This is a genomic window from Pseudomonas sp. WS 5146 (genome assembly GCF_012985495.1).
GTDB classification, from domain to species: domain Bacteria; phylum Pseudomonadota; class Gammaproteobacteria; order Pseudomonadales; family Pseudomonadaceae; genus Aquipseudomonas; species Aquipseudomonas edaphica.
Window position 1 is genome coordinate 56298 of sequence record NZ_JAAQWL010000013.1, and the last position, 21872, is coordinate 78169.

General features: G+C 60.7%; 24 protein-coding genes, 1 tRNA gene and 1 pseudogene. 14 read left to right on the plus strand and 12 right to left on the minus strand.

The window, feature by feature from the left end; genetic code table 11:
• Positions 1–22: 22 nt before the first annotated feature.
• On the plus strand, positions 23–847 hold the full coding sequence (ttcA, locus tag HBO41_RS26185) for a tRNA 2-thiocytidine(32) synthetase TtcA (RefSeq protein ID WP_169988274.1): 825 nt from the start codon (positions 23–25) through the stop codon (positions 845–847).
• A 67-nt stretch (positions 848–914) separates the two neighbouring features.
• On the plus strand, positions 915–1586 hold the full coding sequence (locus tag HBO41_RS26190) for a DNA-3-methyladenine glycosylase I (protein WP_017136578.1): 672 nt from the start codon (positions 915–917) through the stop codon (positions 1584–1586).
• 124 nt (positions 1587–1710) lie between these two features.
• On the opposite strand, the gene HBO41_RS26195 is transcribed toward HBO41_RS26190, so the two are convergent.
• Genes HBO41_RS26195 through arsC form a run of 3 tightly spaced genes read right to left on the minus strand, consistent with a single transcriptional unit; the run spans position 1711 to position 3066 of the window.
• Positions 1711–2118: a DUF2069 domain-containing protein gene (locus tag HBO41_RS26195; RefSeq protein ID WP_169988276.1), complete on the minus strand. Its 408-nt coding sequence runs from the start codon at positions 2116–2118 to the stop codon at positions 1711–1713.
• A complete protein-coding gene (wrbA, locus tag HBO41_RS26200) occupies positions 2102–2716 on the minus strand; it encodes an NAD(P)H:quinone oxidoreductase (protein ID WP_138814969.1) in 615 nt (204 codons plus the stop codon). Before wrbA ends, HBO41_RS26195 begins: the two co-directional genes overlap by 17 nt.
• Positions 2713–3066, minus strand: coding sequence for an arsenate reductase (glutaredoxin) (gene arsC, locus HBO41_RS26205; protein WP_169988278.1), 354 nt, complete (start codon positions 3064–3066; stop codon positions 2713–2715). The genes wrbA and arsC overlap by 4 nt, the downstream gene beginning before the upstream one ends.
• 116 nt (positions 3067–3182) lie before the next feature.
• Between arsC and HBO41_RS26210 the strand changes: the two genes are divergently transcribed.
• Positions 3183–3644: a TlpA disulfide reductase family protein gene (locus HBO41_RS26210; protein ID WP_017136574.1), complete on the plus strand. Its 462-nt coding sequence runs from the start codon at positions 3183–3185 to the stop codon at positions 3642–3644.
• A 117-nt stretch (positions 3645–3761) separates the two neighbouring features.
• Here HBO41_RS26210 and HBO41_RS26215 read toward each other — a convergent pair whose 3' ends face one another.
• The 4 genes from HBO41_RS26215 to HBO41_RS26230 form a co-directional block, all read right to left on the minus strand.
• Complete coding sequence (locus HBO41_RS26215) at positions 3762–4163, minus strand: META domain-containing protein (protein WP_099548014.1); 402 nt, start codon at positions 4161–4163, stop codon at positions 3762–3764.
• Positions 4160–4600, minus strand: a complete 441-nt coding sequence (locus HBO41_RS26220) for a hypothetical protein (protein WP_017136572.1) — start codon at positions 4598–4600, stop codon at positions 4160–4162. Before HBO41_RS26220 ends, HBO41_RS26215 begins: the two co-directional genes overlap by 4 nt.
• Before the next feature lie 71 nt (positions 4601–4671).
• Positions 4672–5661: a 2-hydroxyacid dehydrogenase gene (locus HBO41_RS26225; RefSeq protein WP_169988280.1), complete on the minus strand. Its 990-nt coding sequence runs from the start codon at positions 5659–5661 to the stop codon at positions 4672–4674.
• 256 nt (positions 5662–5917) lie between these two features.
• Entirely contained in the window at positions 5918–8671 is a 2754-nt protein-coding gene (locus HBO41_RS26230) for a response regulator (protein WP_017136570.1), read from the minus strand.
• A 231-nt stretch (positions 8672–8902) separates the two neighbouring features.
• On the opposite strand from HBO41_RS26230, the gene HBO41_RS26235 reads away from it, so the two are divergent.
• Complete coding sequence (locus tag HBO41_RS26235) at positions 8903–9628, plus strand: response regulator transcription factor (protein ID WP_138450904.1); 726 nt, start codon at positions 8903–8905, stop codon at positions 9626–9628.
• Positions 9615–10973 (plus strand): sensor histidine kinase, encoded by a 1359-nt coding sequence (locus HBO41_RS26240; protein ID WP_169988387.1) that lies wholly within the window; start codon positions 9615–9617, stop codon positions 10971–10973. Before HBO41_RS26235 ends, HBO41_RS26240 begins: the two co-directional genes overlap by 14 nt.
• 3 nt (positions 10974–10976) lie before the next feature.
• Here the strand turns inward: HBO41_RS26240 and HBO41_RS26245 are convergent, their stop codons facing one another.
• Positions 10977–11492, minus strand: coding sequence for a DUF2062 domain-containing protein (locus HBO41_RS26245; protein ID WP_017136567.1), 516 nt, complete (start codon positions 11490–11492; stop codon positions 10977–10979).
• A gap of 134 nt (positions 11493–11626) precedes the next feature.
• Here HBO41_RS26245 and HBO41_RS26250 point away from each other — a divergent pair, with 134 nt between their 5' ends.
• The 8 genes from HBO41_RS26250 (at position 11627) to murB (ending at position 18482) form a co-directional block, all read left to right on the plus strand.
• Complete coding sequence (locus HBO41_RS26250) at positions 11627–13852, plus strand: DNA internalization-related competence protein ComEC/Rec2 (protein ID WP_169988282.1); 2226 nt, start codon at positions 11627–11629, stop codon at positions 13850–13852.
• Positions 13853–13961: 109 nt separating this feature from the next.
• Positions 13962–14597, plus strand: a complete 636-nt coding sequence (locus HBO41_RS26255; protein WP_016969293.1) for a MotA/TolQ/ExbB proton channel family protein — start codon at positions 13962–13964, stop codon at positions 14595–14597.
• Positions 14594–15022 (plus strand): biopolymer transporter ExbD, encoded by a 429-nt coding sequence (locus HBO41_RS26260; protein WP_017136564.1) that lies wholly within the window; start codon positions 14594–14596, stop codon positions 15020–15022. The genes HBO41_RS26255 and HBO41_RS26260 overlap by 4 nt, the downstream gene beginning before the upstream one ends.
• Positions 15022–16032 (plus strand): tetraacyldisaccharide 4'-kinase, encoded by a 1011-nt coding sequence (gene lpxK / locus HBO41_RS26265; protein ID WP_099548010.1) that lies wholly within the window; start codon positions 15022–15024, stop codon positions 16030–16032. Before HBO41_RS26260 ends, lpxK begins: the two co-directional genes overlap by 1 nt.
• Before the next feature lie 23 nt (positions 16033–16055).
• Complete coding sequence (locus tag HBO41_RS26270; protein WP_003174668.1) at positions 16056–16241, plus strand: Trm112 family protein; 186 nt, start codon at positions 16056–16058, stop codon at positions 16239–16241.
• Positions 16238–17002: a 3-deoxy-manno-octulosonate cytidylyltransferase gene (gene kdsB / locus HBO41_RS26275; RefSeq protein ID WP_169988284.1), complete on the plus strand. Its 765-nt coding sequence runs from the start codon at positions 16238–16240 to the stop codon at positions 17000–17002. Before HBO41_RS26270 ends, kdsB begins: the two co-directional genes overlap by 4 nt.
• Positions 17002–17466, plus strand: coding sequence for a low molecular weight protein-tyrosine-phosphatase (locus HBO41_RS26280; RefSeq protein ID WP_017136561.1), 465 nt, complete (start codon positions 17002–17004; stop codon positions 17464–17466). Before kdsB ends, HBO41_RS26280 begins: the two co-directional genes overlap by 1 nt.
• Positions 17463–18482, plus strand: coding sequence for a UDP-N-acetylmuramate dehydrogenase (murB, locus tag HBO41_RS26285; protein ID WP_017136560.1), 1020 nt, complete (start codon positions 17463–17465; stop codon positions 18480–18482). Before HBO41_RS26280 ends, murB begins: the two co-directional genes overlap by 4 nt.
• Positions 18483–18554: 72 nt before the next feature.
• On the opposite strand, the gene HBO41_RS26290 is transcribed toward murB, so the two are convergent.
• On the minus strand, positions 18555–19226 hold the full coding sequence (locus tag HBO41_RS26290; protein WP_058419884.1) for a Bax inhibitor-1/YccA family protein: 672 nt from the start codon (positions 19224–19226) through the stop codon (positions 18555–18557).
• 152 nt (positions 19227–19378) lie between these two features.
• Between HBO41_RS26290 and HBO41_RS26295 the strand changes: the two genes are divergently transcribed.
• Positions 19379–19469 (plus strand) — tRNA-Ser (locus tag HBO41_RS26295).
• Positions 19470–19584: 115 nt separating this feature from the next.
• Here the strand turns inward: HBO41_RS26295 and HBO41_RS29610 are convergent.
• The 3 genes and pseudogenes from HBO41_RS29610 to HBO41_RS26305 form a co-directional block, all read right to left on the minus strand.
• Positions 19585–19761, minus strand: a pseudogene (locus HBO41_RS29610) (integrase); the annotation flags it as partial.
• A gap of 145 nt (positions 19762–19906) precedes the next feature.
• Positions 19907–20467, minus strand: coding sequence for a fasciclin domain-containing protein (locus tag HBO41_RS26300; protein WP_017136558.1), 561 nt, complete (start codon positions 20465–20467; stop codon positions 19907–19909).
• Between the two features lie 991 nt (positions 20468–21458).
• The gene (locus HBO41_RS26305; protein WP_169988286.1) at positions 21459–21869 is read right to left on the minus strand and encodes a VOC family protein; all 411 of its coding nucleotides are present in this window, start codon (positions 21867–21869) and stop codon (positions 21459–21461) included.
• Positions 21870–21872: the final 3 nt, after the last annotated feature.

The window sequence follows — 21872 nt, forward strand, 5'->3', positions numbered from 1 at the left end:
ACCTCTAGCGGATCCAAGCGCCATGGGCACTCTTACGGTCAACCAGAACAAACTGCAAAAACGCCTGCGTCGCCTGGCCGGGGAAGCGGTCGCCGATTTCAACATGATCGAGGACGGCGACAAGGTCATGGTCTGCCTCTCCGGCGGCAAAGACAGCTACACCATGCTCGACGTGCTGCTGCACCTGCAAAAGGTCGCGCCGATCCAGTTCGAGATCGTCGCCGTCAACATGGACCAGAAACAACCGGGCTTCCCCGAACACGTGCTGCCGGCCTACTTGAAAGACCTGGGCGTCGAGTACCACATTGTCGAAAAAGACACCTACTCGGTGGTCAAGGAGCTGATCCCAGAGGGCAAAACTACCTGCTCGCTGTGCTCACGCCTGCGCCGTGGCACGCTCTACACCTTTGCCGATGAGATCGGCGCGACCAAGATGGCCCTGGGGCATCACCGTGATGACATCGTTGAGACCTTCTTCCTCAATATGTTCTTCAACGGCTCGCTCAAGGCCATGCCGCCCAAGCTGCGTGCCGATGACGGGCGCAACGTGGTGATCCGCCCGCTGGCGTATTGCAACGAGAAAGACATCCAGGCCTACTCCGACTTCAAGCAATTCCCGATCATCCCGTGCAACCTGTGCGGCTCTCAGGAAAACCTGCAGCGCCAGGTGGTCAAGGACATGCTGGTGGACTGGGAGCGCAAAACCCCAGGCCGCACCGAAAGCATCTTCCGCAGCTTGCAGAATGTGCAGCCGTCGCAACTGGCCGATCGCAACCTGTTCGATTTCAGCAGCCTTAAAATTGACGAAACCGCCGCTTCGCGCTTCGTCAATGTGGTGAACCTCTAAGACGTTTCAACGCTCTGAAAGACGGCGCTCACGGGCGCCGTTTTCCATTCAACTGCCAGGAGAGGGCATGCGCGATTACAAGTGGCTGCACGAATATTGTCTGAACCGCTTTGGTTCAGCGGCCGAGCTGGAAGCCCACCTGCCGGTACCCAAGACCCCGGCGCAATTGCGCAAGATCAGTGATGATCGCTACCTGTCGACCCTGGCGCTGCGCGTATTTCGCGCGGGTTTGAAGCACAGTGTGGTGGATGCCAAATGGCCGGCGTTCGAGCAGGTGTTCTTCGGCTTCGATCCGGAAAAAGTCGTGCTGATGGGCGCTGAGCACCTGGAGCGCCTGATGCAGGACGCGCGCATCATCCGTCACCTGGGCAAGCTCAAGAGCGTGCCGCGCAATGCGCAGATGATGCTGGATATCGAGCAGGAAAAAGGCAGCTTCGGCGCGTTTATCGCCGACTGGCCGGTGACCGATATTGTCAGCTTGTGGAAGTACCTGAGCAAGCACGGCCACCAGTTGGGCGGGCTGTCGGCGCCGCGCTTTTTGCGCATGGTCGGCAAGGACACGTTTGTGCCGAGTGATGACGTGGTCGCGGCCTTGAATGCACAGAAGATCGTCGACAAGGCGCCGACCAGCCTGCGGGATTTGGCGACGGTGCAGGGTGCGTTTAACCAATGGCATGCCGAGAGTGGCCGGCCGATGTGCCAGTTGTCGATGATGCTGGCCTACACGGTGAATCATTGAGACCGAGGTGAGGCTATCGCAGGCAAGCCAGCTCCCACATTCGACCGCATTCCAAAGGATGTACTCGGATAAATGTGGGAGCGGGCTTGCTCGCGAAGACTGACTGTCCGGCGCCAAATTCCTATCAGACTTGCGCCAACCGCCGATTCAACTGATGCCGCCACCGCACATATAACAGCGCGGTACAAAACACCGCCAGGCTCGCCAGCATCTCCAGCACCCCGAACCACTGGCGGTTCGGGTCATACGCCGCCAGTGCGCCCTTGATGAAATACAGGTTTACCACAAAGCACATCCACGAATGCCCACGCGCGCTGCCCAGCAGCATCCCCGGCGCCAGTACCAGCAGCGGCACCAGCTCGATCAGCAGAATCACCCACGGGCGCGCACCGTGCAGGTCGGCGATGAACAGGTAATACACGCACAGCAAACCCACCAGCCCTAGAAAAGCCAACAAGCTCAGCACGCGTGCCACCTTGACCCGTGGCTCCAGCCACGCCTGGGGCGGCAGGACCTTAGGCTTTCTGGCCACGGCCGTTCTCCAGCAGCATGGCGGTAGTGGCCAGGCGCAGGCCGAGTGCCCGACACAGGGTGATTTCGTGTTGATCGAGCATGCGTTTGCCGTCCGGCCCGGAATGGTGGCTGGCGCCATATGGCGTGCCGCCGCCCTGGGTGTCGAGCAAGGCTTGTTCGCTGTAGGGCAGGCCGGTGATCAGCATGCCGTGGTGCAGCAGCGGCAGCAGCATCGACATCAGTGTGGTTTCCTGGCCGCCGTGCAGGCTGGCGGTGGAGGTGAACACGCCGGCTGGCTTGCCGACGAGTGCGCCGGTGAGCCACAGGTTGCTGGTGCCATCGAGGAAGTACTTGAGCGGCGCGGCCATGTTGCCAAAGCGCGTCGGGCTGCCCAGGGCCAGGCCCGAGCAATTCTTCAGATCATCCAGGCTTGCATACAACGCGCCTTCGTCCGGGATGCTCGGCGCCACGGCTTCGCACTCGGTGGAAATCGCCGGTACGGTACGCAGGCGGGCTTCGAGGCCGCCTTGCTCGATGCCGCGGGCAATCTGCCGAGCCATTTCGCTGACCGAGCCATTGCGGCTGTAATACAGCACCAGCACATAGGGCGCGGTCACGGCAGCAACTCCAGCACGTTTTCCGGTGGGCGGCCGATGATGGCTTTGTCGGCGGTTGCCAGGATCGGGCGTTCCATCAGCTTCGGGTGCTCGGCAATCGCGGCAATCAACTGCGCCTCGCTGAGGCTGGCGTCGGCCAGGTTGAGGGTTTTGTATTCGTCTTCGCCGGTGCGCAGCAGTTGGCGTGCGCTGATCCCCAGTTTGCTGAGCAAGGCCTTGAGTTGCGCGGCGTCCAGCGGCGTTTCGAGGTAGCGCACAACGGTCGGGGTCAGGCCGCGGGCTTCGAGCAGTTCAAGCGCACCGCGCGATTTCGAGCAGCGCGGGTTGTGATAAAGCGTCAGATCGGTCATGTGCGGGTCGCATCTTGCGTAAGGTGGCGGGTATTCTACCTGCGCGGCGCCCCGTCCTTAAACCGTAAGAGGCGATAGGTCGCAGCCAACGTTCATTTTTTGCGAAGGATTTCCCCATGACTAGGCGACTGATCGGTGCATTGGCGATCATCACAACCCTGCTGCTCAGCGGCTGCGGTAACGATTACGGCGTTGACCAATATGGCAAGAAAGTGGCGGCCGAACGCCTGGACAAACAATGGGTGGTGGTCAATTACTGGGCCGAATGGTGTGGCCCGTGCCGCACGGAAATTCCGGAACTGAACACCTTGGCCGAACAGTTGAAAGGCCAGAACGTGGGGGTGTTCGGGGTCAATTTCGACAACGTACAGGGTGAAGAACTCAAGGCCGCCAGCGAGAAGCTGGGGATCAAGTTCACGGTGCTGGCGCAGAACCCGGAAGAGATTTTCGATATTCCACGCAGCGAGGCGCTGCCGGTGACTTACATCATTGATGACAAAGGCAAGGTGCGTGAACAGCTGATGGGTGAGCAGACGGCAGAAGGCGTGTTGGCCAAGCTCAAAGCCCTGCGTGGTTAAATCTGTGGGAGCTGGCTTGCCTGCGATGCGGTTGGCGCGGTGTATCAGGTACACCGCGGTGATGCTATCGCAGGCAAGCCAGCTCCCACAGAAAAGCCGATCCAGTCTGACTTTCGATCAGCCTTCTTCCAGCCACAGTCGAATCGGCTTGCCTTCAGCCGGCCAGAAGCGCGTCTGCTCGATCGGTGAGATATCCCAGCGCTGCACACCTTGCAGGGCCTGGAAGAAGCGGTGCTCCTGCTCCATCAAGGCTTCGGCGCAGAGTTTGCGGGTGCTGCCGATCTTGCCGAAACTGAGCGTCCGGCCTTCGACGGTGTACGGCGCAAACCAGTGGTTGCAGCCGCCATTGCCGTAGGCGCGGCCATCGGCGCCGAGGGTGACGGTCAGGTGCGCGTAATCCATCAACGGCCGTTCGCCAATCCACTCCACCACGTAGCTGTGGTCTTGCTGCAGCTTTACCGCGTCACCGGCACAGCCCGTCAGGGCCACACCGAGGGCGGCGAGCAGCAGGCCTTTCATTGCGCAGCCTGCTGGCATTTCGGGCAGCGGTGCTTGTCGCCTTCGCTGGCCCAGCCCAGTTCCTTGATGCGCGCATTGGCGGCCGGTTGCAGCGGCTCTTTGGCCAGCTTGGTTTCCACGGCGAATTCAAACTCCAGCAAGCTGTCGCAGCTGTCGCAGTTGACCTTCCAGGTGTGAATTTCCAGCTCGCCGAATTTCGGCCCCTGGGCCATGGCGACCCACTGGCCCGCCGGGCGAATGGAATAGCGCGCGTCACCTTCGACGGTCAGGCGCATCGACAGGGTTTTACTGCCGCGCAGGGTGACGATCAAGACGTCGCCATGCTTGATCGAACCACCGTTGCCGGTGACCTGGTAACGGCCCGGCACCAGGGCGCGGCATTCGATCAGGGTGTGTTGCGGGCTCAGCAAGCTGAAGCGGAAATCGTGTTCGGCCATGGATCCTCCAAATAGGCGCGGCATCCTATCACGGGTGCCGGCCTATCATGAGCCTGGTATATGACCGCTGATCAACCTTGCACAAGGTTCTGCGGCTGGCCATCGGCCCACGCGGCAATGTTGGCCAGCGTGGTGGCTGCGATTGCCGCCAGGGCTTCACGGGTCAGGAATGCCTGGTGGGCAGTGATGATCACGTTGGGAAAGGTCAGCAGGCGTGCGAGTACGTCGTCCTGCAGCGGCAGGTCGGAGCGATCCTCGAAAAACAACTGGGCCTCTTCCTCATACACATCCAGGCCCAGGTAGCCGAGTTGGCCGTTCTTGAGGGCCTCGATCAAGGCTGGCGTGTCCACCAGGCCACCGCGTCCGGTGTTGATCAGCATGGCGCCAAGCTGCATCTGTGCCAGGGAACGTGCGTTGATCAGGTGTTTGCTGTCGGCGGTCAGTGGGCAGTGCAGGCTGATGATCTGTGCCTGGGCCAATAGCTCTGGCAGGTTTACATAGCGGGCGCCAAGGGCCTGGACCTGCGGATTGGGGAATGGGTCGTAGGCGAGTAACTGGCAGCCGAACCCGGCCATGATCTTGGCAAAGGTGGCGCCGATCTGCCCGGTGCCGACCACGCCGACGGTTTTGCCGACCAAATCGAACCCGGTGAGCCCGTGCAGGCTGAAATCGCCATCGCGGGTGCGGTTATAGGCGCGGTGCAAGCGGCGGTTGAGGGCCAGGATCAGCGCAACCGCATGCTCTGCCACCGCGTGGGGCGAGTAGGCCGGTACGCGCACGATACTCAGGCCCAGGCGCTGGGCGGCGGCCAGGTCGACATGGTTGTAACCGGCCGAGCGCAGGGCAATCAGGCGCGTGCCGCCGGCGGCCAGGTGTTCCAGCACCGGTGCGCTGAGGTCATCGTTGATAAAGGCGCAGACCACTTCGTGGTGTTCGGCCAGGGCCACGGTGTCGAGGTTCAGGCGGGCCGGTTGGAATTGCAGCTCTACACCTGCCGGCAGCGGCTCGCCGAGAAAGCTGTCGCGGTCGTAGGTCTGGCTGCTGAAAAGAATGACGCGCATTAAAAATGCTCCCTGCAATCACTGAGTTTTAGGTAGGCCGATGTGGGCACCGGGCTTTTTGTGGGAGCTGGCTTGCCTGCGATGCGGGCAACTGGGCCTGGCTGTTCACCGCGTTGATGCTATCGCAGGCAAGCCAGCTCCCACACAAGCCAGCTCCCACACAAGCCAGCTCCCACACAAGCCAGCTCCCACACAAGCCAGCTCCCACACAAGCCAGCTCCCACACAAGCCCGCTCAACACAGGCCTGGAGAAGCCTCAGGCGCTGACCCGTGCCTCACTGGCCAACCGCGCAATCGCCATGTCCAGTTCATCCAGCGCGGCGATGGCCTTGGCGTCGTCTTGCTTGAGCAAGGTTTCCGCGCGCTGGCAGGCGGCGCGCAATTGAGGCACGCCGCAGTAGCGGGTGGCGCCATGCAGGCGATGCACGCGTTCAATCAGCGCATTGTTGTCTTTGGCTTCACGGGCGGCGGTGATCGCCAGGCGATCGGCTTCCAGCGAGGCCAGCAGCATGGCGAGCATGTCGGCGGCCAGGTCGGCTTTGTTGGCCGCCAGACGCAGGCCTTCCTCATGATCCAGTACCAGCAGTTGCACGCCGGGTGCCAAGCCGTCAGTCGCGCGCTCCGGCCCTTGATTGCGCAGGGCCAGGCCGGTCCACTTCAACACTACTTGGGCCAACTGCCGCTCGCTGATGGGTTTGGTCAGGTAATCGTCCATACCGCTTTGCAGCAGCGCGCGTTTTTCGTTGGCCATGGCGTGGGCGGTGAGGGCGACCACCGGCAGCGGCGTACCGTGGCGTTCGCTTTCCCATTGGCGGATCGCCTCGGTGCTTTGGCGCCCGTCCATGCCGGGCATTTGTACGTCCATCAGCACCAGGTCGAAGGTTTCCTGCTTCACCGCGTCAATGGCCGCATAACCGCTTTCGACCGCGTGCACCTTGGCGCCCATGTCTTCGAGCAACGTTTGCACCAGCAACAGGTTGGCCGGGTTGTCGTCCACGCAGAGTACGCGCGGCGCTCGGCTGGAGAGCGGTTCGCCGGGTTCGCTGCGCAATGGGCGCGGGCTGATCAAATCGGCCAGTGCACGGCGCAGTTTGCGCGTACACGCAGGTTTGGCCTGCAACTGGCTGTTGGGGTTGGGCACTGACTGGTTGAACAACATCTGTTCGGTGGTCGGGCACAGCACCAGCACCTTGCAGCCCAGGTGTTCCAGGTCCCATAGATGCTGGTTGAGGCGTTCGGGCGGAATGTCATTGGCGGTGACACCGAGCACTGCCAGGTCGATTGCCTGTTCAGTCTGGTGTGCGCTGGTGATGCCGTTGGTCAGGCTTTCCAGGGTATTGAACGGTGTGACTTGCAGGCCGCAATCTTCCAGTTGGTGCTGCAACGCCTGGCGCGCGAGCTCGTGGTTTTCCAGCACGGCCACACGACGGCCGAGCAGCGGCGGGGAGGGCAGGTCTTCGGCGTCGTCGCGGGTTTTGGGCAGGCTCAGGCTGATCCAGAACTCCGAGCCTTCGCCCGGTGTGCTGTCGACGCCGATCTCACCGCCCATTTGCTCGATCAGCCGCTTGGAAATCACCAGGCCCAGGCCGGTGCCGCCGGGTTGGCGCGACAGCGAGTTGTCGGCCTGGCTGAAGGCCTGGAACAACGCACGCACGTCCTGGTTCGACAGGCCGATGCCGGTGTCTTGCACACTGATGCGCAGTTGCACGCTGTCTTCCTGTTCGTCTTCGACCATCGCGCGGGCAACGATAGTGCCTTCGCGGGTGAACTTGATCGCGTTGCTGATCAGGTTGGTGAGGATCTGCTTGAGGCGCAACGGGTCGCCCACCAGCGCCAGCGGCGTGTCGCGGTACACCAGGCTGACCAGCTCAAGCTGTTTGGCATGGGCGGCGGGGGCGAGGATGGTGAGGGTGTCTTGCAGCAAGTCGCGCAGGTTGAAGGGCACACTGTCGAGCACCAGCTTGCCGGCTTCGATTTTCGAGAAGTCGAGGATCTCGTTGATGATACCCAGCAGGTTGTCGGCGGATTTTTCGATGGTGCCCAGGTAATCCAGCTGACGCGGCGACAGCTCGCTTTTTTGCAGCAGATGAGTGAAACCCAGGATGCCGTTGAGCGGCGTGCGGATTTCATGGCTCATGTTGGCGAGGAACTCCGACTTGATCCGGCTGGCCTCCAGGGCCTCCTTGCGCGCCAGGTCCAGCTCGATGTTCTGGATCTCGATGGTTTCCAGGTTCTGACGCACATCTTCGGTGGCCTGATCGATACTGTGTTGCAGTTCTTCCTGGGCATTTTGCAGGGTTTCGGCCATGCGGTTGATGCCCGAGGCCAATTGGTCCAACTCCTGGCTGCCCAACGGTGGCAGGCGGGTTTCGAGGTTGCCGTCCTTGAGTTGGGCCACAGCTTGCTTGATCTGGCCGATGGGCGAGTTGATCGTGCGGCTGATGCGCAACGCCAGGGCGGCCGTGCAGATCAGGCCGATGGCGATCAGCAGCAGGCTGGCAAACAGGCTGCGATAACCGCGCAGCAACATGCCATTGTGCGACAGCTCCACTTCGACCCAACCCAGCAGGCGATCGGCTTCATCGGGGATCAATTCGCCCGCGAGGTTGCGATGGCGACCGAACACCGGCAGCAGGTAGCGCGTGGCGTCATTGCCACTGCGCTGCAGCAGGTGCGAACTGTTGCCGACCGGCGCGAGGTTAAGCATGGTCGGGCCGGCGTGGGCCAGGGACGAGCGGTCCGGTGCCAGGAACGACACCGCGCGCACGTCCGGTTGCTCCAGCGACTGGGTGGCGATGCGTTCAAGCAGGTCGGTGTTCTTGCTGCTCAACGCCGGGGCCACCAGCGGCGCCAATTGCTCGGCGATCATTTCGCCGCGTTGCAGCAATTGGGTCTGCAACTCCGACAGCTGCATCCAGGTGAAATAGCCCCCCAACAACAGGGCCATCAGGCTAGTCGGTAATAAGGTCAGCAACAGTACGCGGCCTTTTATCCCCATTCTTCTAAGCACGCCACTCTCCTGCTACCACACTGTTTTCGTTTATCTGCGCGGGCATCCGGCCCACGCCACCTGCGCAGTGTAGCCATTTGCGCGGTGTGGAACCTCGCAAATTAATGATCGACGTCAATCTCCGACGTCAATCGCCGAGCGCAATCTTCGAACCATTGGCAGCCGGGTGGCGATTGCCTGTCACCGTTTAATCTTGAATAATCAGCGATTGAGAATGACTTGCAGACGCTAATGAATCCCGCAGTTGGCCTACCCAGTATCCTGGCAATCGAAGACGACCCTGTATTGGGCGCCTATGTGCATGAGCAACTGGGCTGCTGTGGCTTCCAGGTCACCTGGTGCCAGAACGGCCAACAGGGCCTGCAGATGGCACGTGACCAGGCGTTCGACGTGGTGTTGATGGACATCCTGCTGCCGGGCATGGACGGTTTGTCGATTCTTACCCATTTGCGCCAGCACCATGCGACGCCGGTGATCCTCATGTCTGCGCTGGGCGCCGAGGCCGATCGCATCAGCGGTTTTCGCCTGGGTGCGGACGACTACCTGCCCAAGCCGTTCAGCATGGTTGAACTGCGTGTACGCATCGAAGCCATCCTGCGCCGCGTGGCCCTGGACCGGCGGCCGTTGCCGCTGCGTTTACCGGCACGCGACGATGCACGCAGCCTGCGTTTTGACGATGAACTGTACGACGTGTTCTTTCAAGAACACTGGGCCGGGCTGACGCGCAGCGAGTATCGCTTGCTCGAGACCTTGCACCGTAGCGCCGATGAAGTGCTCAGCAAAGCCTTCCTTTACCAGCATGTGTTGCAGCGCGGTTACGCGCCTCACGATCGCAGCCTGGACATGCATATCAGCCAGATTCGCCGCAAGCTCAAGGCCATCGGCTACAGCGAGCGCGAAGTGCGCACGGTGTGGGGCAAGGGTTATGTACTGAGCGGCCATGATGAAGGGCTTTGAGCGGCTGCCCGGCCGGCACTCGTTATTCTGGAAGCTCGCCTGCCTGCTGATCGCCTTCTGTTTGCTGATGATCTGGCTCAGTTGGTCCTGGGGCCGCTATATGGAAGAGCAGAACGCCTATGTGGCCGAGGAGTCCCGCGAGATTTTGCGCGGCTATGCCGCGGGCGCGGAATTGGCCTGGAGTACCCAGGGCAGTGCTGGCGTGGACGCCTGGTTGCAGCTGATGGCTACGCGCGAATCGACCTGGATCGGGGTGATCGGCCACGACTTGCAGTCGCTGAGCAGCCTGCCGCTGAGCGACAAGGAAAGCCAGCGCCTGACTTTTCTGCGCGGGCTGGAGTGGCCGGTCAGCCGACACGTCAAAGGCCTGCCCTGGGTGAAAATCCCATTCCCGGTCAACCCTGGCGCCGGCTCGCTGGTAATCGAATTACCCAAGCGCTTTATGCCGGGGCGCTATCAGGTGTTCTGGCGCGTGGTGACCAACGGCGTGATTCCCGGCTTGTTTACCTTGCTGCTGTGCGTGGGGCTTTATCGGCTGCTGATCATGCCGCTGAACCAGTTGCGCGAGCAGGCCAACGCCTGGCGCGCCGATCAATTGAATACGCGCATGTCCCGCGAGGCCACCAGCCGCCAGGATGAATTGGGTGAGTTGGGCCGCGCCTTTGACCACATGTCCGAGCGTTTGCAGGGCACGGTGGAGTTGCAGCAACAGTTATTGCGGGACATGTCCCATGAGCTGCGCACGCCGTTGAGCCGTTTGCGCGTGGCCTGTGACAGTGAGCAGGATCTAGCGCAGTTGCGCGAGCGCCTGGGCCGGGAGATTGACGCCATGCAGCGCCTGGTGGAAGACAGCCTGCAACTGGCCTGGCTGGACAGCGAGCGAACGCGGTTACCCGAGGAAGCCATCCAGCTTCCGGCCTTGTGGGACATGCTGCGGGAAAACGCTTGTTATGAAAGTGACTGGCCAGCAGCGCGTTTGCCGTGTCTGTTGCCCGTCGACTGCTGGGTGCGCGGCAACCTGAATGCGCTGGCCCAGGCCCTGGAAAATATCCTGCGCAATGCCATCCGACATTCCCCCGCTCAGGGGCAGGTGACGCTGGACGGCTGTCGCGAGGGCGATGATTGGCATATCTGGCTGCAAGACCAGGGCGGCGGTATTGATGAGCAGGACTTGGAACGTATCTTTGCGCCGTTCACCCGCCTCGAAGGCTCACGGCCGGGTGATGGCGGTTTTGGTCTGGGCTTGAGCATCGCCCGCAATGCGGTACAGCGCCAGGGTGGGACGTTGTGGGCGCAGAACAGCGCGCAAGGTTTGTGCGTGCATCTGCGGCTGCCAGCGCGCTAGCTGTCAGGTGCGTCGTTGTTTGCGCTTCTTCCACTGATGCGCGACCCACCAGCGCCAGTAGCCCATCGTCAGGCAATAGGCCAGCGCGGCCAGCACCAGCCCGCACACCACGGAACCCAACAGGAACGGCTGCCACAGTGTGCCCAGTTGGCTGCTGATCCACTCCCAGGTCAGGTTGTCGGGCAGGCTGCGCGGCGGCGTGTTCATCAGCCAGGCGCCGGTCAGGTAGGTGCAGAAGAACACCACCGGCATGGTGATCGGGTTGGTCAGCCACACCAGGCTCACGGCAATCGGCATATTCCCGCGCACAGCGATCGCTAGCACAGCCGCCAATAACATCTGCAACGGAATCGGGATAAACGCCGCGAACAGGCCCACTGCCATGGCGCGGGCGACGGAATGGCGGTTCAGGTGCCAGAGGTTGGGGTCATGCAACAACGTGCCGAGAAATCGTAAGGACTTGTGTTCCCGGATACTCGTGGGGTCGGGCATGTACCGTTTGAATAAGCGCCGGGGCATAAGGGGTCCAGGTCAGTTCGAGGGGCAAGTATGCCCGCATTCTATAAACAGAAAATTCAGACTTTGTGACAAAACATCAGAGGCCGCGGGAAGTATCCGACTAAGACTAGTGGATCACTGGAAAAGGATGATTCATGAGAACAGGGATGTTCGCGTTCGGAATGGGCTTGTTGTCGCTGCGATTTTTACCCGCATTGCCCGCCACCGCGTGGCTGCTGGCCATGTTGGTAGTGGCCTTGATGTTGCTGCCGTTTCGTACCTATCCGCTGGCGTTTTTGCTGTTGGGCTTGAGCTGGGCGTGCATGAGCGCGCAATGGGCGTTGGACGACCGATTAAGGCCGGCTCTGGACGGTCAGACTCGCTGGGTTGAGGGGCGCGTCATCGGGTTGCCGCAAACCACCAGCACCGGCGTGCGCTTCGAACTGGCCGACAGCCGGTCACGCAAGGCCCGGCTGCCCAAGCGTATCCGGCTGTCCTGGCATGGCGGCCCGCAGGTTAACAGCGGCGAGCGCTGGCGTCTGGCGGTCACGCTCAAGCGGCCGGCGGGCCTGCTCAACTTCCAGGGGTTTGACTACGAGGCCTGGCTGCTGGCCCAGCGCATCGGTGCCACCGGCTCGGTGAAAGATGGCCAACGCCTGGCGCCGGCTCGCCATGCCTGGCGTGACAGCGTCCGCCAGCGCCTGCTGGCGGTGGATGCTCAGGGCCGCGAGGCGGGGCTGGCAGCCTTGGTGCTGGGCGACGGCTCGGGGCTGGCAACCGAGGATTGGCGGGTGTTGCAGGACACCGGCACGGTGCACCTGTTGGTGATTTCCGGCCAGCACATTGGCTTGCTGGCCGGTTTGATCTACGCGCTGGTGGCCGGGCTGGCGCGCTACGGTTGCTGGCCCCGCGCCTTGCCCTGGCTGCCGTGGGCCTGCGGCCTGGCATTTGCTGCCGCGCTGGGTTATGGCCTGCTGGCGGGGTTCGGTGTTCCGGTGCAGCGGGCTTGCGTGATGGTCGGGTTGGTGCTGCTGTGGCGTTTGCGGTTTCGCCACTTGGGTGTGTGGTGGCCGTTATTACTGGCGTTCAATGCCGTGCTGGTGCTGGAGCCGCTGGCCAGTTTGCAGCCGGGGTTCTGGTTGTCGTTTGCCGCCGTGGCCGTGCTGGTGCTGGCGTTCAGCGGGCGTTTGGGCGCGTGGAGCGTCTGGCAGGCCTGGACCCGTCCCCAATGGTTGATCGCCATCGGTTTGTTTCCGGTGCTGCTGGTGCTGGGGTTGCCCATCAGCCTTAGCGCCCCGGTGGCCAATCTGTTTGCCGTGCCGTGGATCAGCCTGGTGGTGCTGCCGTTGGCACTGCTGGGCACCGCACTGTTGGCGGTGCCGTGGGTGGGAGAGGGCCTGTTGTGGTTGGCCGGTGGCGCACTGGATGGCCTGTTCACAGGCTTGGCGCTGCTGGCCGGGCTGCGCGCAGCATGGGTGCCCGCCGACGTGCCGTTGGGTTATTGGTTGATCAGCGTCACGGGCGCGGTGCTATTACTCTTGCCCAAAGGCGTGCCATTGCGGCTGCTGGGCTGGCCGATGCTGCTGTTGGCCGTCTTTGCCCCTAAACCATTGGTGCCGCACGGGCAGGTGGAGGTGGTGCAATTGGATGTCGGCCAGGGGCAGGCGGTGATCCTGCGCACGCGCCATCACGCCATGCTCTACGACGCAGGCCCGCGCTCGGGGGTGGTTGACCTGGGCGCGCGCGTGGTGCTGCCATCCCTGCAAAAGGTTGGGGTGGCGGCGTTGGACGCGATGGTGATCAGCCACGCTCACGCGGACCATGCCGGCGGTGCCGCAGCGGTTGCCCGTGTGCTGCCCGTCGGGAGGGTTATCGGCGGAGAGACCGAAGGGCTGCCGGCTTTTCTCGCCGCCCAGCCCTGTAACAATGGCGAGCGCTGGGAGTGGGATGGCGTGTCATTCGAGGTGTGGCGATGGCCTGGCGCCACCAGCAGCAATCCGAAATCCTGCGTCTTGCAGGTACAGGCCCGTGGCGAGCGGTTGCTACTGACGGGCGATATTGATGAGGCGGCTGAAACAGCCTTTCTCGCTTCGCCCTTGGCGGTGCCGACCGATTGGCTGCAAGCGCCGCACCATGGCAGTCGCAGTTCCTCGTCCTGGGCGTTTTTACAGCGGCTTGCGCCCAAGTCGGTGCTGATTTCCCGCGGCCGTGGCAACGCATTCGGGCATCCCCATCCGCAGGTGATGGCGCGTTACCAGGCGCTGGGCAGCCGGGTCTACGACAGCGCCGAGCAAGGTGCCGTGCGTGTGCAACTGGGCAGTTTTAGAGCACCGGTTGTTGCGCGCAGTCAACGGCGATTCTGGCGCGAAGCGTTACCGTAATACAGGCTTACCAAACACCTGGGCCTGCGACAGGCGGGCCTGGCGCCTGCGAACCACGCGGGTGAACCTATATGGTAAAGTGGCGCACTTTTTCGAGGGGACATTCACTGTGTGGGAATTGGTCAAATCCGGCGGCTGGATGATGTTGCCGATTATCTTGAGCTCCATCGCCGCACTCGGCATCGTTGCCGAACGTTTGTGGACCCTGCGCGCCAGTCGCATAACCCCCGAGCATCTGCTGGGGCAGGTGTGGGGCTGGATCAAGAACAAACAGCTGGATAAAGAAAAACTCAAGGAGTTACGCGCCAACTCGCCGTTGGGTGAAATCCTCGCAGCGGGCCTCGCCAATTCCAAACATGGTCGCGAGATCATGAAAGAATGCATCGAAGAGGCCGCTGCCCGCGTCATCCACGAAATGGAGCGCTATATCAATGCGCTCGGCACCATCGCAGCCATGGCGCCGTTGCTTGGTTTGCTGGGCACGGTGCTGGGCATGATCGACATTTTCAGCTCGTTCATGGGTTCAGGCATGACCACCAACGCTGCCGTCTTGGCCGGTGGTATTTCCAAGGCCTTGATCACCACGGCAGCCGGCCTGATGGTCGGTATTCCGTCGGTGTTTTTCCACCGCTTCCTGCAGCGTCGCATCGATGAACTGGTGGTCGGCATGGAGCAGGAAGCCATCAAGCTGGTGGAAGTGGTGCAGGGCGATCGTGATGTCGATTTCGTTGAGGGTCGAGCGTGAAATTTCGCCGCAAGCAACGGGAGAATGTTGATATCAACCTGGCGTCGCTGATCGACGTGGTCTTTATCCTGCTGCTGTTTTTTGTCGTGACTACCACCTTCACCCGCGAAACCCAACTGCGCGTTGATTTACCCGAAGCAGTGAGTGGCTCACCGGCCGAAGACCAGGAAATTAAGCAGCTGGACATTGCCATCAGCGCCGACGGGGTGTTTTCGGTAAATAACCAATTGCTCGAAAAAAATGACCTTGCCAGCCTGATGGATGCCTTGCAGAAAGAGTCCGGTGGCGATACCAATATGCCGCTTTCCATCAGCGCTGACGGCAAAACCCAGCACCAAGCCGTGATCACCGCCATGGACGCCGCCGGCAAGCTGGGCTTCAGCCACCTGCGCATGACCACCGTCGAGGCGGCGAGCCCGCCTTGATGGCCATGTCCGATCGTTTGCTCAAGGCGTGGTACGAGGGCCATCCGGCACTCGTACTGCTGCGGCCGCTGGAATCTATGTACCGTCACGTTGTACAGCGCAAACGCGCGCGCTTCCTGGCGGGCGAGGGTGAGATTTATCAACCGCCGGTGCCTGTGGTGGTGGTGGGCAATATCACCGTCGGCGGCACCGGCAAGACGCCGTTGATCCTGTGGCTGATCGAACACTGCCGGCGCAGCGGCCTGCGGGTCGGCGTGGTCAGCCGCGGCTATGGTGCCAAGCCGCCGCAGTTGCCGTGGCGGGTCGAGGCCAGCCATAGCGCCGAAGTAGCGGGCGATGAGCCGTTGCTGATCGTTCAGCGCTGCGGCGTACCCCTGATGATCGATCCAGACCGCAGCCGCGCCGTCAAAGCCTTGCTGGCCAGTGAACCCCTTGACCTGATCCTCTCCGACGATGGCCTGCAGCATTACCGCCTGGCCCGCGACCTGGAACTGGTGCTGATCGACGCCGCCCGTGGCCTGGGCAACCGCCGTTGCCTGCCTGCCGGGCCTTTGCGCGAACCGGTGGAGCGCCTGCATAGCGTGGATGCGCTGTTGTACAACGGCGCCGGAGCCGATCGCGAGGATGGGTTTGCCTTTCGCCTGCAACCCACGGCGCTGATCAACTTGAAAACCGGTGAGCGCCAATCGGTGGAGCACTTTGCCGCCGGCCAGCGGGTCCATGCCGTCGCGGGTATCGGTAACCCGCAACGTTTCTTCAATACCCTCGAAACGCTACACTGGCAGCCGATTCCCCATGCATTTGCCGACCATGCGCCGTACAGCGCAGAGGTGTTGAATTTCACACCGTCATTGCCGTTGGTGATGACCGAAAAAGACGCGGTGAAGTGCCGCGCCTTTGCCCAGCCCGACTGGTGGTACCTTGCAGTGGATGCATTGCCGTCACCGGCGTTTGTGGCCTGGTTCGACACGCAATTGATGCGCCTGCTGCCCGCCCGACTTTTGCCTTAAACCGCTTTTTCCAGGAAATACTCATGGACACCAAACTGCTCGACATCCTCGCTTGCCCGATCTGCAAAGGCCCGCTCAAGCTCAGCGCCGATAAAACCGAGTTGATCAGCAAGGGCGCCGGCCTGGCTTATCCGATCCGTGATGGCATTCCGGTAATGCTGGAAAGCGAAGCCCGTACCCTGACCACCGATGAGCGCCTGGATAAATGACCACCGCCTTTACCGTTGTCATTCCTTCGCGCTACGCCTCCACGCGCCTGCCGGGCAAGCCGCTGCAATTGATCGGCAACAAGCCGATGATCCAGCTGGTGTGGGAACAGGCCTGCAAAAGCAGCGCCGAACGCGTGGTGGTTGCCACCGATGACCCGCGCATTATCGAAGCCTGCAAAGGTTTCGGTGCTGAAGCGGTGCTGACCCGTGAAGACCACAATTCCGGCACCGACCGCCTGGCCGAAGTCGCCACGCAGTTGGGGTTGGCGCCCGACGCGATCGTGGTCAATGTGCAGGGTGACGAACCCTTGATCCCGCCGTGCGTGATCGATCAGGTCGCCGCCAACCTGGCCGCGCACGGCGAGGCGCGTATGGCGACCCTGGCCGAACCGATCGAAGACATCGACACCCTGTTCAACCCGAACGTGGTCAAAGTGGTCAGCGATATCAATGGCCTTGCGCTGGCCTTCAGTCGCTCGACCCTGCCTTGGGCGCGGGATGCGTTTGCCAAACAGCCCGACGTATTGCCCCAGGGCGTACCGTACCGTCGCCATATTGGCATTTATGCCTACCGCGCCGGTTTCCTGCATGACTTCGTCAGCTGGGGGCCGTGCTGGCTGGAAAACACCGAGTCCCTGGAACAGCTGCGTGCCCTGTGGCACGGTGTGCGTATCCACGTGGGCGATGCGCTGGAAGCGCCGCCAGCCGGTGTCGACACCCAGGAAGACCTTGAGCGCGTCCGTCGCCTGCTGGGGGCCTGATGGAGGTTCTGTTCGTCTGCCTGGGTAATATCTGCCGCTCGCCCACCGCCGAAGGTGTGCTGCGCCATAAATTGCGCGAAGCGGGGCTGGCCGGCCAGGTTGAAGTGGCGTCTGCCGGCACGGGTGAATGGCACATCGGCAACCCGCCGGACCAGCGCAGCCAGCGCGCGGCGCTGGTGCGCGGTTACGACTTGTCGGCCCAGCGTGCCCAGCAGGTTTCCCGTGCAGACTTTGCTCGATATGACCTGATCCTGGCCATGGATCACAGCAATCTGCGCAACCTCAAGGCGTTGCATCCTGGCCAAGGTAAAGCCGAGCTGGACTTGTTCCTGCGCCGCTATGACGCCGAGGTGGACGAGGTGCCAGACCCTTACTATGAAGGCGAGCAAGGCTTCGAACGGGTACTGGACCTGATCGAGCGGGCCTGTGATTTATTGGTGATCGAATTGAAGGGGCGGTTATGACCTTGCAAGTGCTTGCGCAGGTATCGCTCAAGCCATTCAACAGCTTCGGCATCGACGTGCGCGCCCAGTGGTTTGCCGAGGCCCGCAGCGACGCCGATGTGCGTGAAGCCCTGGCCTATGCAACGGCGCAGTCATTACCACTGTTGGTGATCGGCGGTGGCAGCAACCTGCTGTTGACCCAGGATATCCAGGCGTTGGTGTTGCGCATGGCCACCCAGGGCGTTCGGGTGCTGCAGGACGACGGTGTAAACGTGGTGGTCGAAGCCGAAGCGGGCGAAGCCTGGCACCCGTTTGTAGTGTGGACCTTGGAACACGGCTTCTGCGGCCTCGAGAACCTCAGCCTCATCCCAGGCACCGTCGGTGCTGCGCCGATGCAGAACATCGGCGCCTACGGTGTGGAGATCAAGGACGTGTTTGCCGGCCTCACCGCCCTGGATCGCCACACCGGCGAGCTGCGCGACTTCAGCCTGCAAGAATGCAACTTCGCCTACCGTGACAGCCTGTTCAAGCACGAAACCGGGCGCTGGCTGATCCTGCGGGTGCGTTTCGCCCTGAGCCGCGCCAGGCACCTCAAGCTCGACTACGGCCCGGTGCAGCAGCGCCTGGCCGGGCAGGGCATCACTGAGGCGACGCCGAGTGATGTCAGCCGTGCCATTTGCAGCATCCGCCGTGAAAAACTGCCCGACCCGGCAGAACTGGGCAATGCCGGCAGTTTCTTCAAAAACCCACTGGTGTCCCATGTGTTGGCGGCTGAGCTGAAGGCGCAGTATCCGGATCTGGTGGCATACCCGCAGGCCGATGGGCAGATGAAGCTCGCCGCTGGCTGGTTGATCGATAAAGCCGGCTGGAAAGGCTTTCGCGACGGCGATGCCGGCGTGCATAAACTGCAGGCGCTGGTGCTGGTCAACTATGGCGCGGCCACTGGGCATGATATTGCCAACCTGGCACTGCGCATCCAGCGTGATATTGCTGAGCGTTTCAAGGTCGATCTGGAAATGGAACCTAACCAGTACTGAGCGTTTGCAATCCCGTGAAAACAAAAATGCCCCGTATCTTTCGATACGGGGCATTTTTTATTGCGCTAGCAATCAGTCATCGCGGCTCATGATGCCGAAGATCTGCAGCAGGCTAATGAACAGGTTGTAGATCGACACATACAGGCTGATGGTCGCCATGATGTAGTTACGCTCACCGCCGTGGATGATGGCGCTGGTCTGGAACAGGATGCACACGGAGGAGAACAGCACAAAACCCGCGCTGATCGCCAGCTGCAAGCCGCTGATCTGGAAGAACATGCCGGCAACCACTGCCGCCAGCAACACGAAGAAGCCTGCGGTAATGAAGCCACCCAGGAAGCTCATGTCCTTACGGCTGATCAGCACGTAGGCCGACAGACCACCAAACACCAGGGCCGTCATGGCAAATGCCGAGCTGACCACTTCCGCGCCGCCGGCCATGCCGAGGTAACGGTTGAGGATCGGGCCAAGGATAAAGCCCATGAAACCGGTCAGGGCAAACGCCGACACCAGGCCCCAGGCCGAGTCACGCAGTTTGTTGGTCAGGAAGAACAGACCGTAGAAACCAATCAGCACGACAAAGATATTCGGGTAGCCGACGCGCATCTGCTGCGCCACATACGCCATTACGCCGCTGAACGCGAGGGTAAGGGCGAGCAAGCCGTAGGTGTTGCGCAACACGCGGCTGACTTCAAGCTGCTCAGCCTGCGCGTTACCATTCAGTGCGTAATTCTGTTCGCGCATGGCGACACTCCTTCAGTTTTGAAACATTCAGTCGCAAGGATCATAACAGACGCTCTGTAACAAGCCATGGCAAGAGTTTGACAGTGTGTTTCATTCGGGTATTATGGCGCCCGCTGACACGGGATGGGCTATCATAATCCTGTGAAGCAAAAGGGAAATTGGCAGAGTGGTTGAATGCACCGGTCTTGAAAACCGGCGGACGTTAATAGCGTCTCCAGGGTTCGAATCCCTGGTTTCCCGCCAAGATTTACACGAAAGCCCCGCGAAAGCGGGGCTTTTGCGTTTCTGGGGGTTGGTCGTGGCGGGTTTGTATTTGTTCCGCGTTCCATAGCTATTATGGAAGTGTTCCAGAACTTTTCTATTTTGACGGCTTCGCAGTGGCGCCAAGCCTTCTGTAAACGCGCTTTGCGATTTCCTGATTGCTATGCCCCAGCAACAGGCTTGCATCGCCAATATCCACGATTTCTGACCCCGCTTTGGGTCGAATATTCCTGAACTGATACCCGCCGATCTTTGCGGCAAGCGCCGGATCTCCCTGCCCAATTCAGTCACTACGATCGCCTCGTTAGCATCTGTGTAAAACAGTAGCGATGACATAGCTCTTCCTTGAATTGACAGTAACTGCCTATATGCGCGCCTCAACACCCGGCAAACTGCACGCCTGCCGGGTTCAAGAGCGTTTAAGGCATCAAGACCGAGTCGATAACGTGGATTACGCCGTTGGACTGCATAACGTCTGCGATGCTGATACTCGCCTTACCGCCTTTGGCATCGACAACCCAAAGCTTGCCGTCGTGCAGCTTAATATTCAGCGACTCCCCCTGAACTGTTTTCAACACAACGGTGCCGCCATTCTTCTTGGCGTCGGCCATCAGCTGTGCTGATGTATGTGTGCCAGCAACTACATGGTAGGTCAGAATTTTAGTCAGGTCGGCTTTGTGCTCAGGCTTGACCAGAGTTTCGACGGTGCCTGCTGGCAGCTTGGCAAAGGCTTCGTTTGTCGGAGCGAATACGGTAAAAGGACCTTTGCTGTTGAGTGTATCAACCAGGCCGGCAGCTTTGACTGCCGCTACCAGTGTGGTGTGGTCCTTTGAATTGACTGCGTTCTCCACGATGGTTTTGCTTGGGTACATCGCTGCGCCTCCGACCATCACAGTGTCGGCAGCAAAGCTGAGTGTTGCAGTAACGGAGAGAAACGCGAAGCAGGCTGCAGCAGCAATTTTTTTGTAAAAGGCGTGCATGATGAATCTCCTTGGCTCTTGTGCCCTCCGAGTGAGGGTATTGAATCTACGAGCCAACGATCAAAGTGGATGCACCTTTTCAGAAAATAACTTTTTAAGCGCAACGCCTGCCGGTTCAAACCTGTCGGTCGCTGTTCCTGACATTCCATCCACACTGAATGCCTGGGCAGGGGCGCAATTGTGATTTGTCCGTTCTTGGTCAAAAATGGTCATTCCACCTGCCTGCCAAATCAGCGACGATTCAGTATGAGTAGTTTAAAAAGCCCGAGATTCAAAAAAATCAGGTCTGTAATTGCGACAGTGTTGGTCGTCGTGATAGCAGGGTTTGTGCTGAGATACTACGAGGCAAAGGATGAGGCGAATATTGCGTTTCAGGAGTATTTACGTTCAAACCAACAGGTGACTACTCAGATAGGTAATGTTGCTTCCTTAACCTTGTTGAAACGGTTTGTATACGATGAAAGTGACACTGGGCCAGGTTTTCATCTTTACCTTTACTTGGTCAAAGGCGAGCATGGGAGCATGACTGTAGAAGTCAAAAGGATCGAGGGGAGCTCGCAGATTGTGATCAGTGATATACAGCAGTAGCTGAATCGCCCCGAATTTCGTAGGCACTCCTGGTGGTCGGCCATTTGCCGATATCCCTGACTCGATATCCTTTCGGCAGGTCGCCAGGCTATTCGACTTTCTTGCCTGGCAGATGGATGACAACGGATCAGCGATGACTCGCACCGCTGAGTGCTGGCTCGTCGAAGGCACAGATCTGCGCAAGATTCAGATCGCTCTCAACCTCGAGGTTTACCCGTTTGCGGACGAGCATGAGATGTACCGCGTGTTGTCTGATGTGGCTGTATCCCTCCCGCAGATGGCGGGTAGATGCCAGTTGCTGATTAGCGCTCGGAAAGTCGGTAGATAGCACCTGGTCACACAGTCAATTCAGCACATTCAGCCCGCGCAATGGCGGGCTTCAAGCCAATACCGTGAGCGGCGCCTATCCCGCCACATGCAAATCGCCACGATGAGCGATGTGCACCTTGTTGCCATCTGGATCACGCAGGTACGCACCGTAGTAACCGTCACCATAGTGAGGGCGTTGGCCAGGTTCACCCTCATCAGATCCACCTGCAAGAAGCCCGGCTGCATAGGCGGTATCTACCGCATTTGGAGAGGGTGCAGTGAAAGCCACCATGCTGCCATTCCCTGCTTCGGCCTCATTGCGGTCATAAGGGCTGTACACATAAAAGCGAGGGAGAGCGTTATCTGGCTTGATCCAGCATGCCGAAGGTGGCCCGCCATCAGGGGTTACAGGCCGACGACAGAGCCCCAAGGGGATCAGCACCGCGTCATAGAAGCTAGACGCCTTATCAAGATCGTTTGTCCCAACGGTTACGTGACTGAACATCCT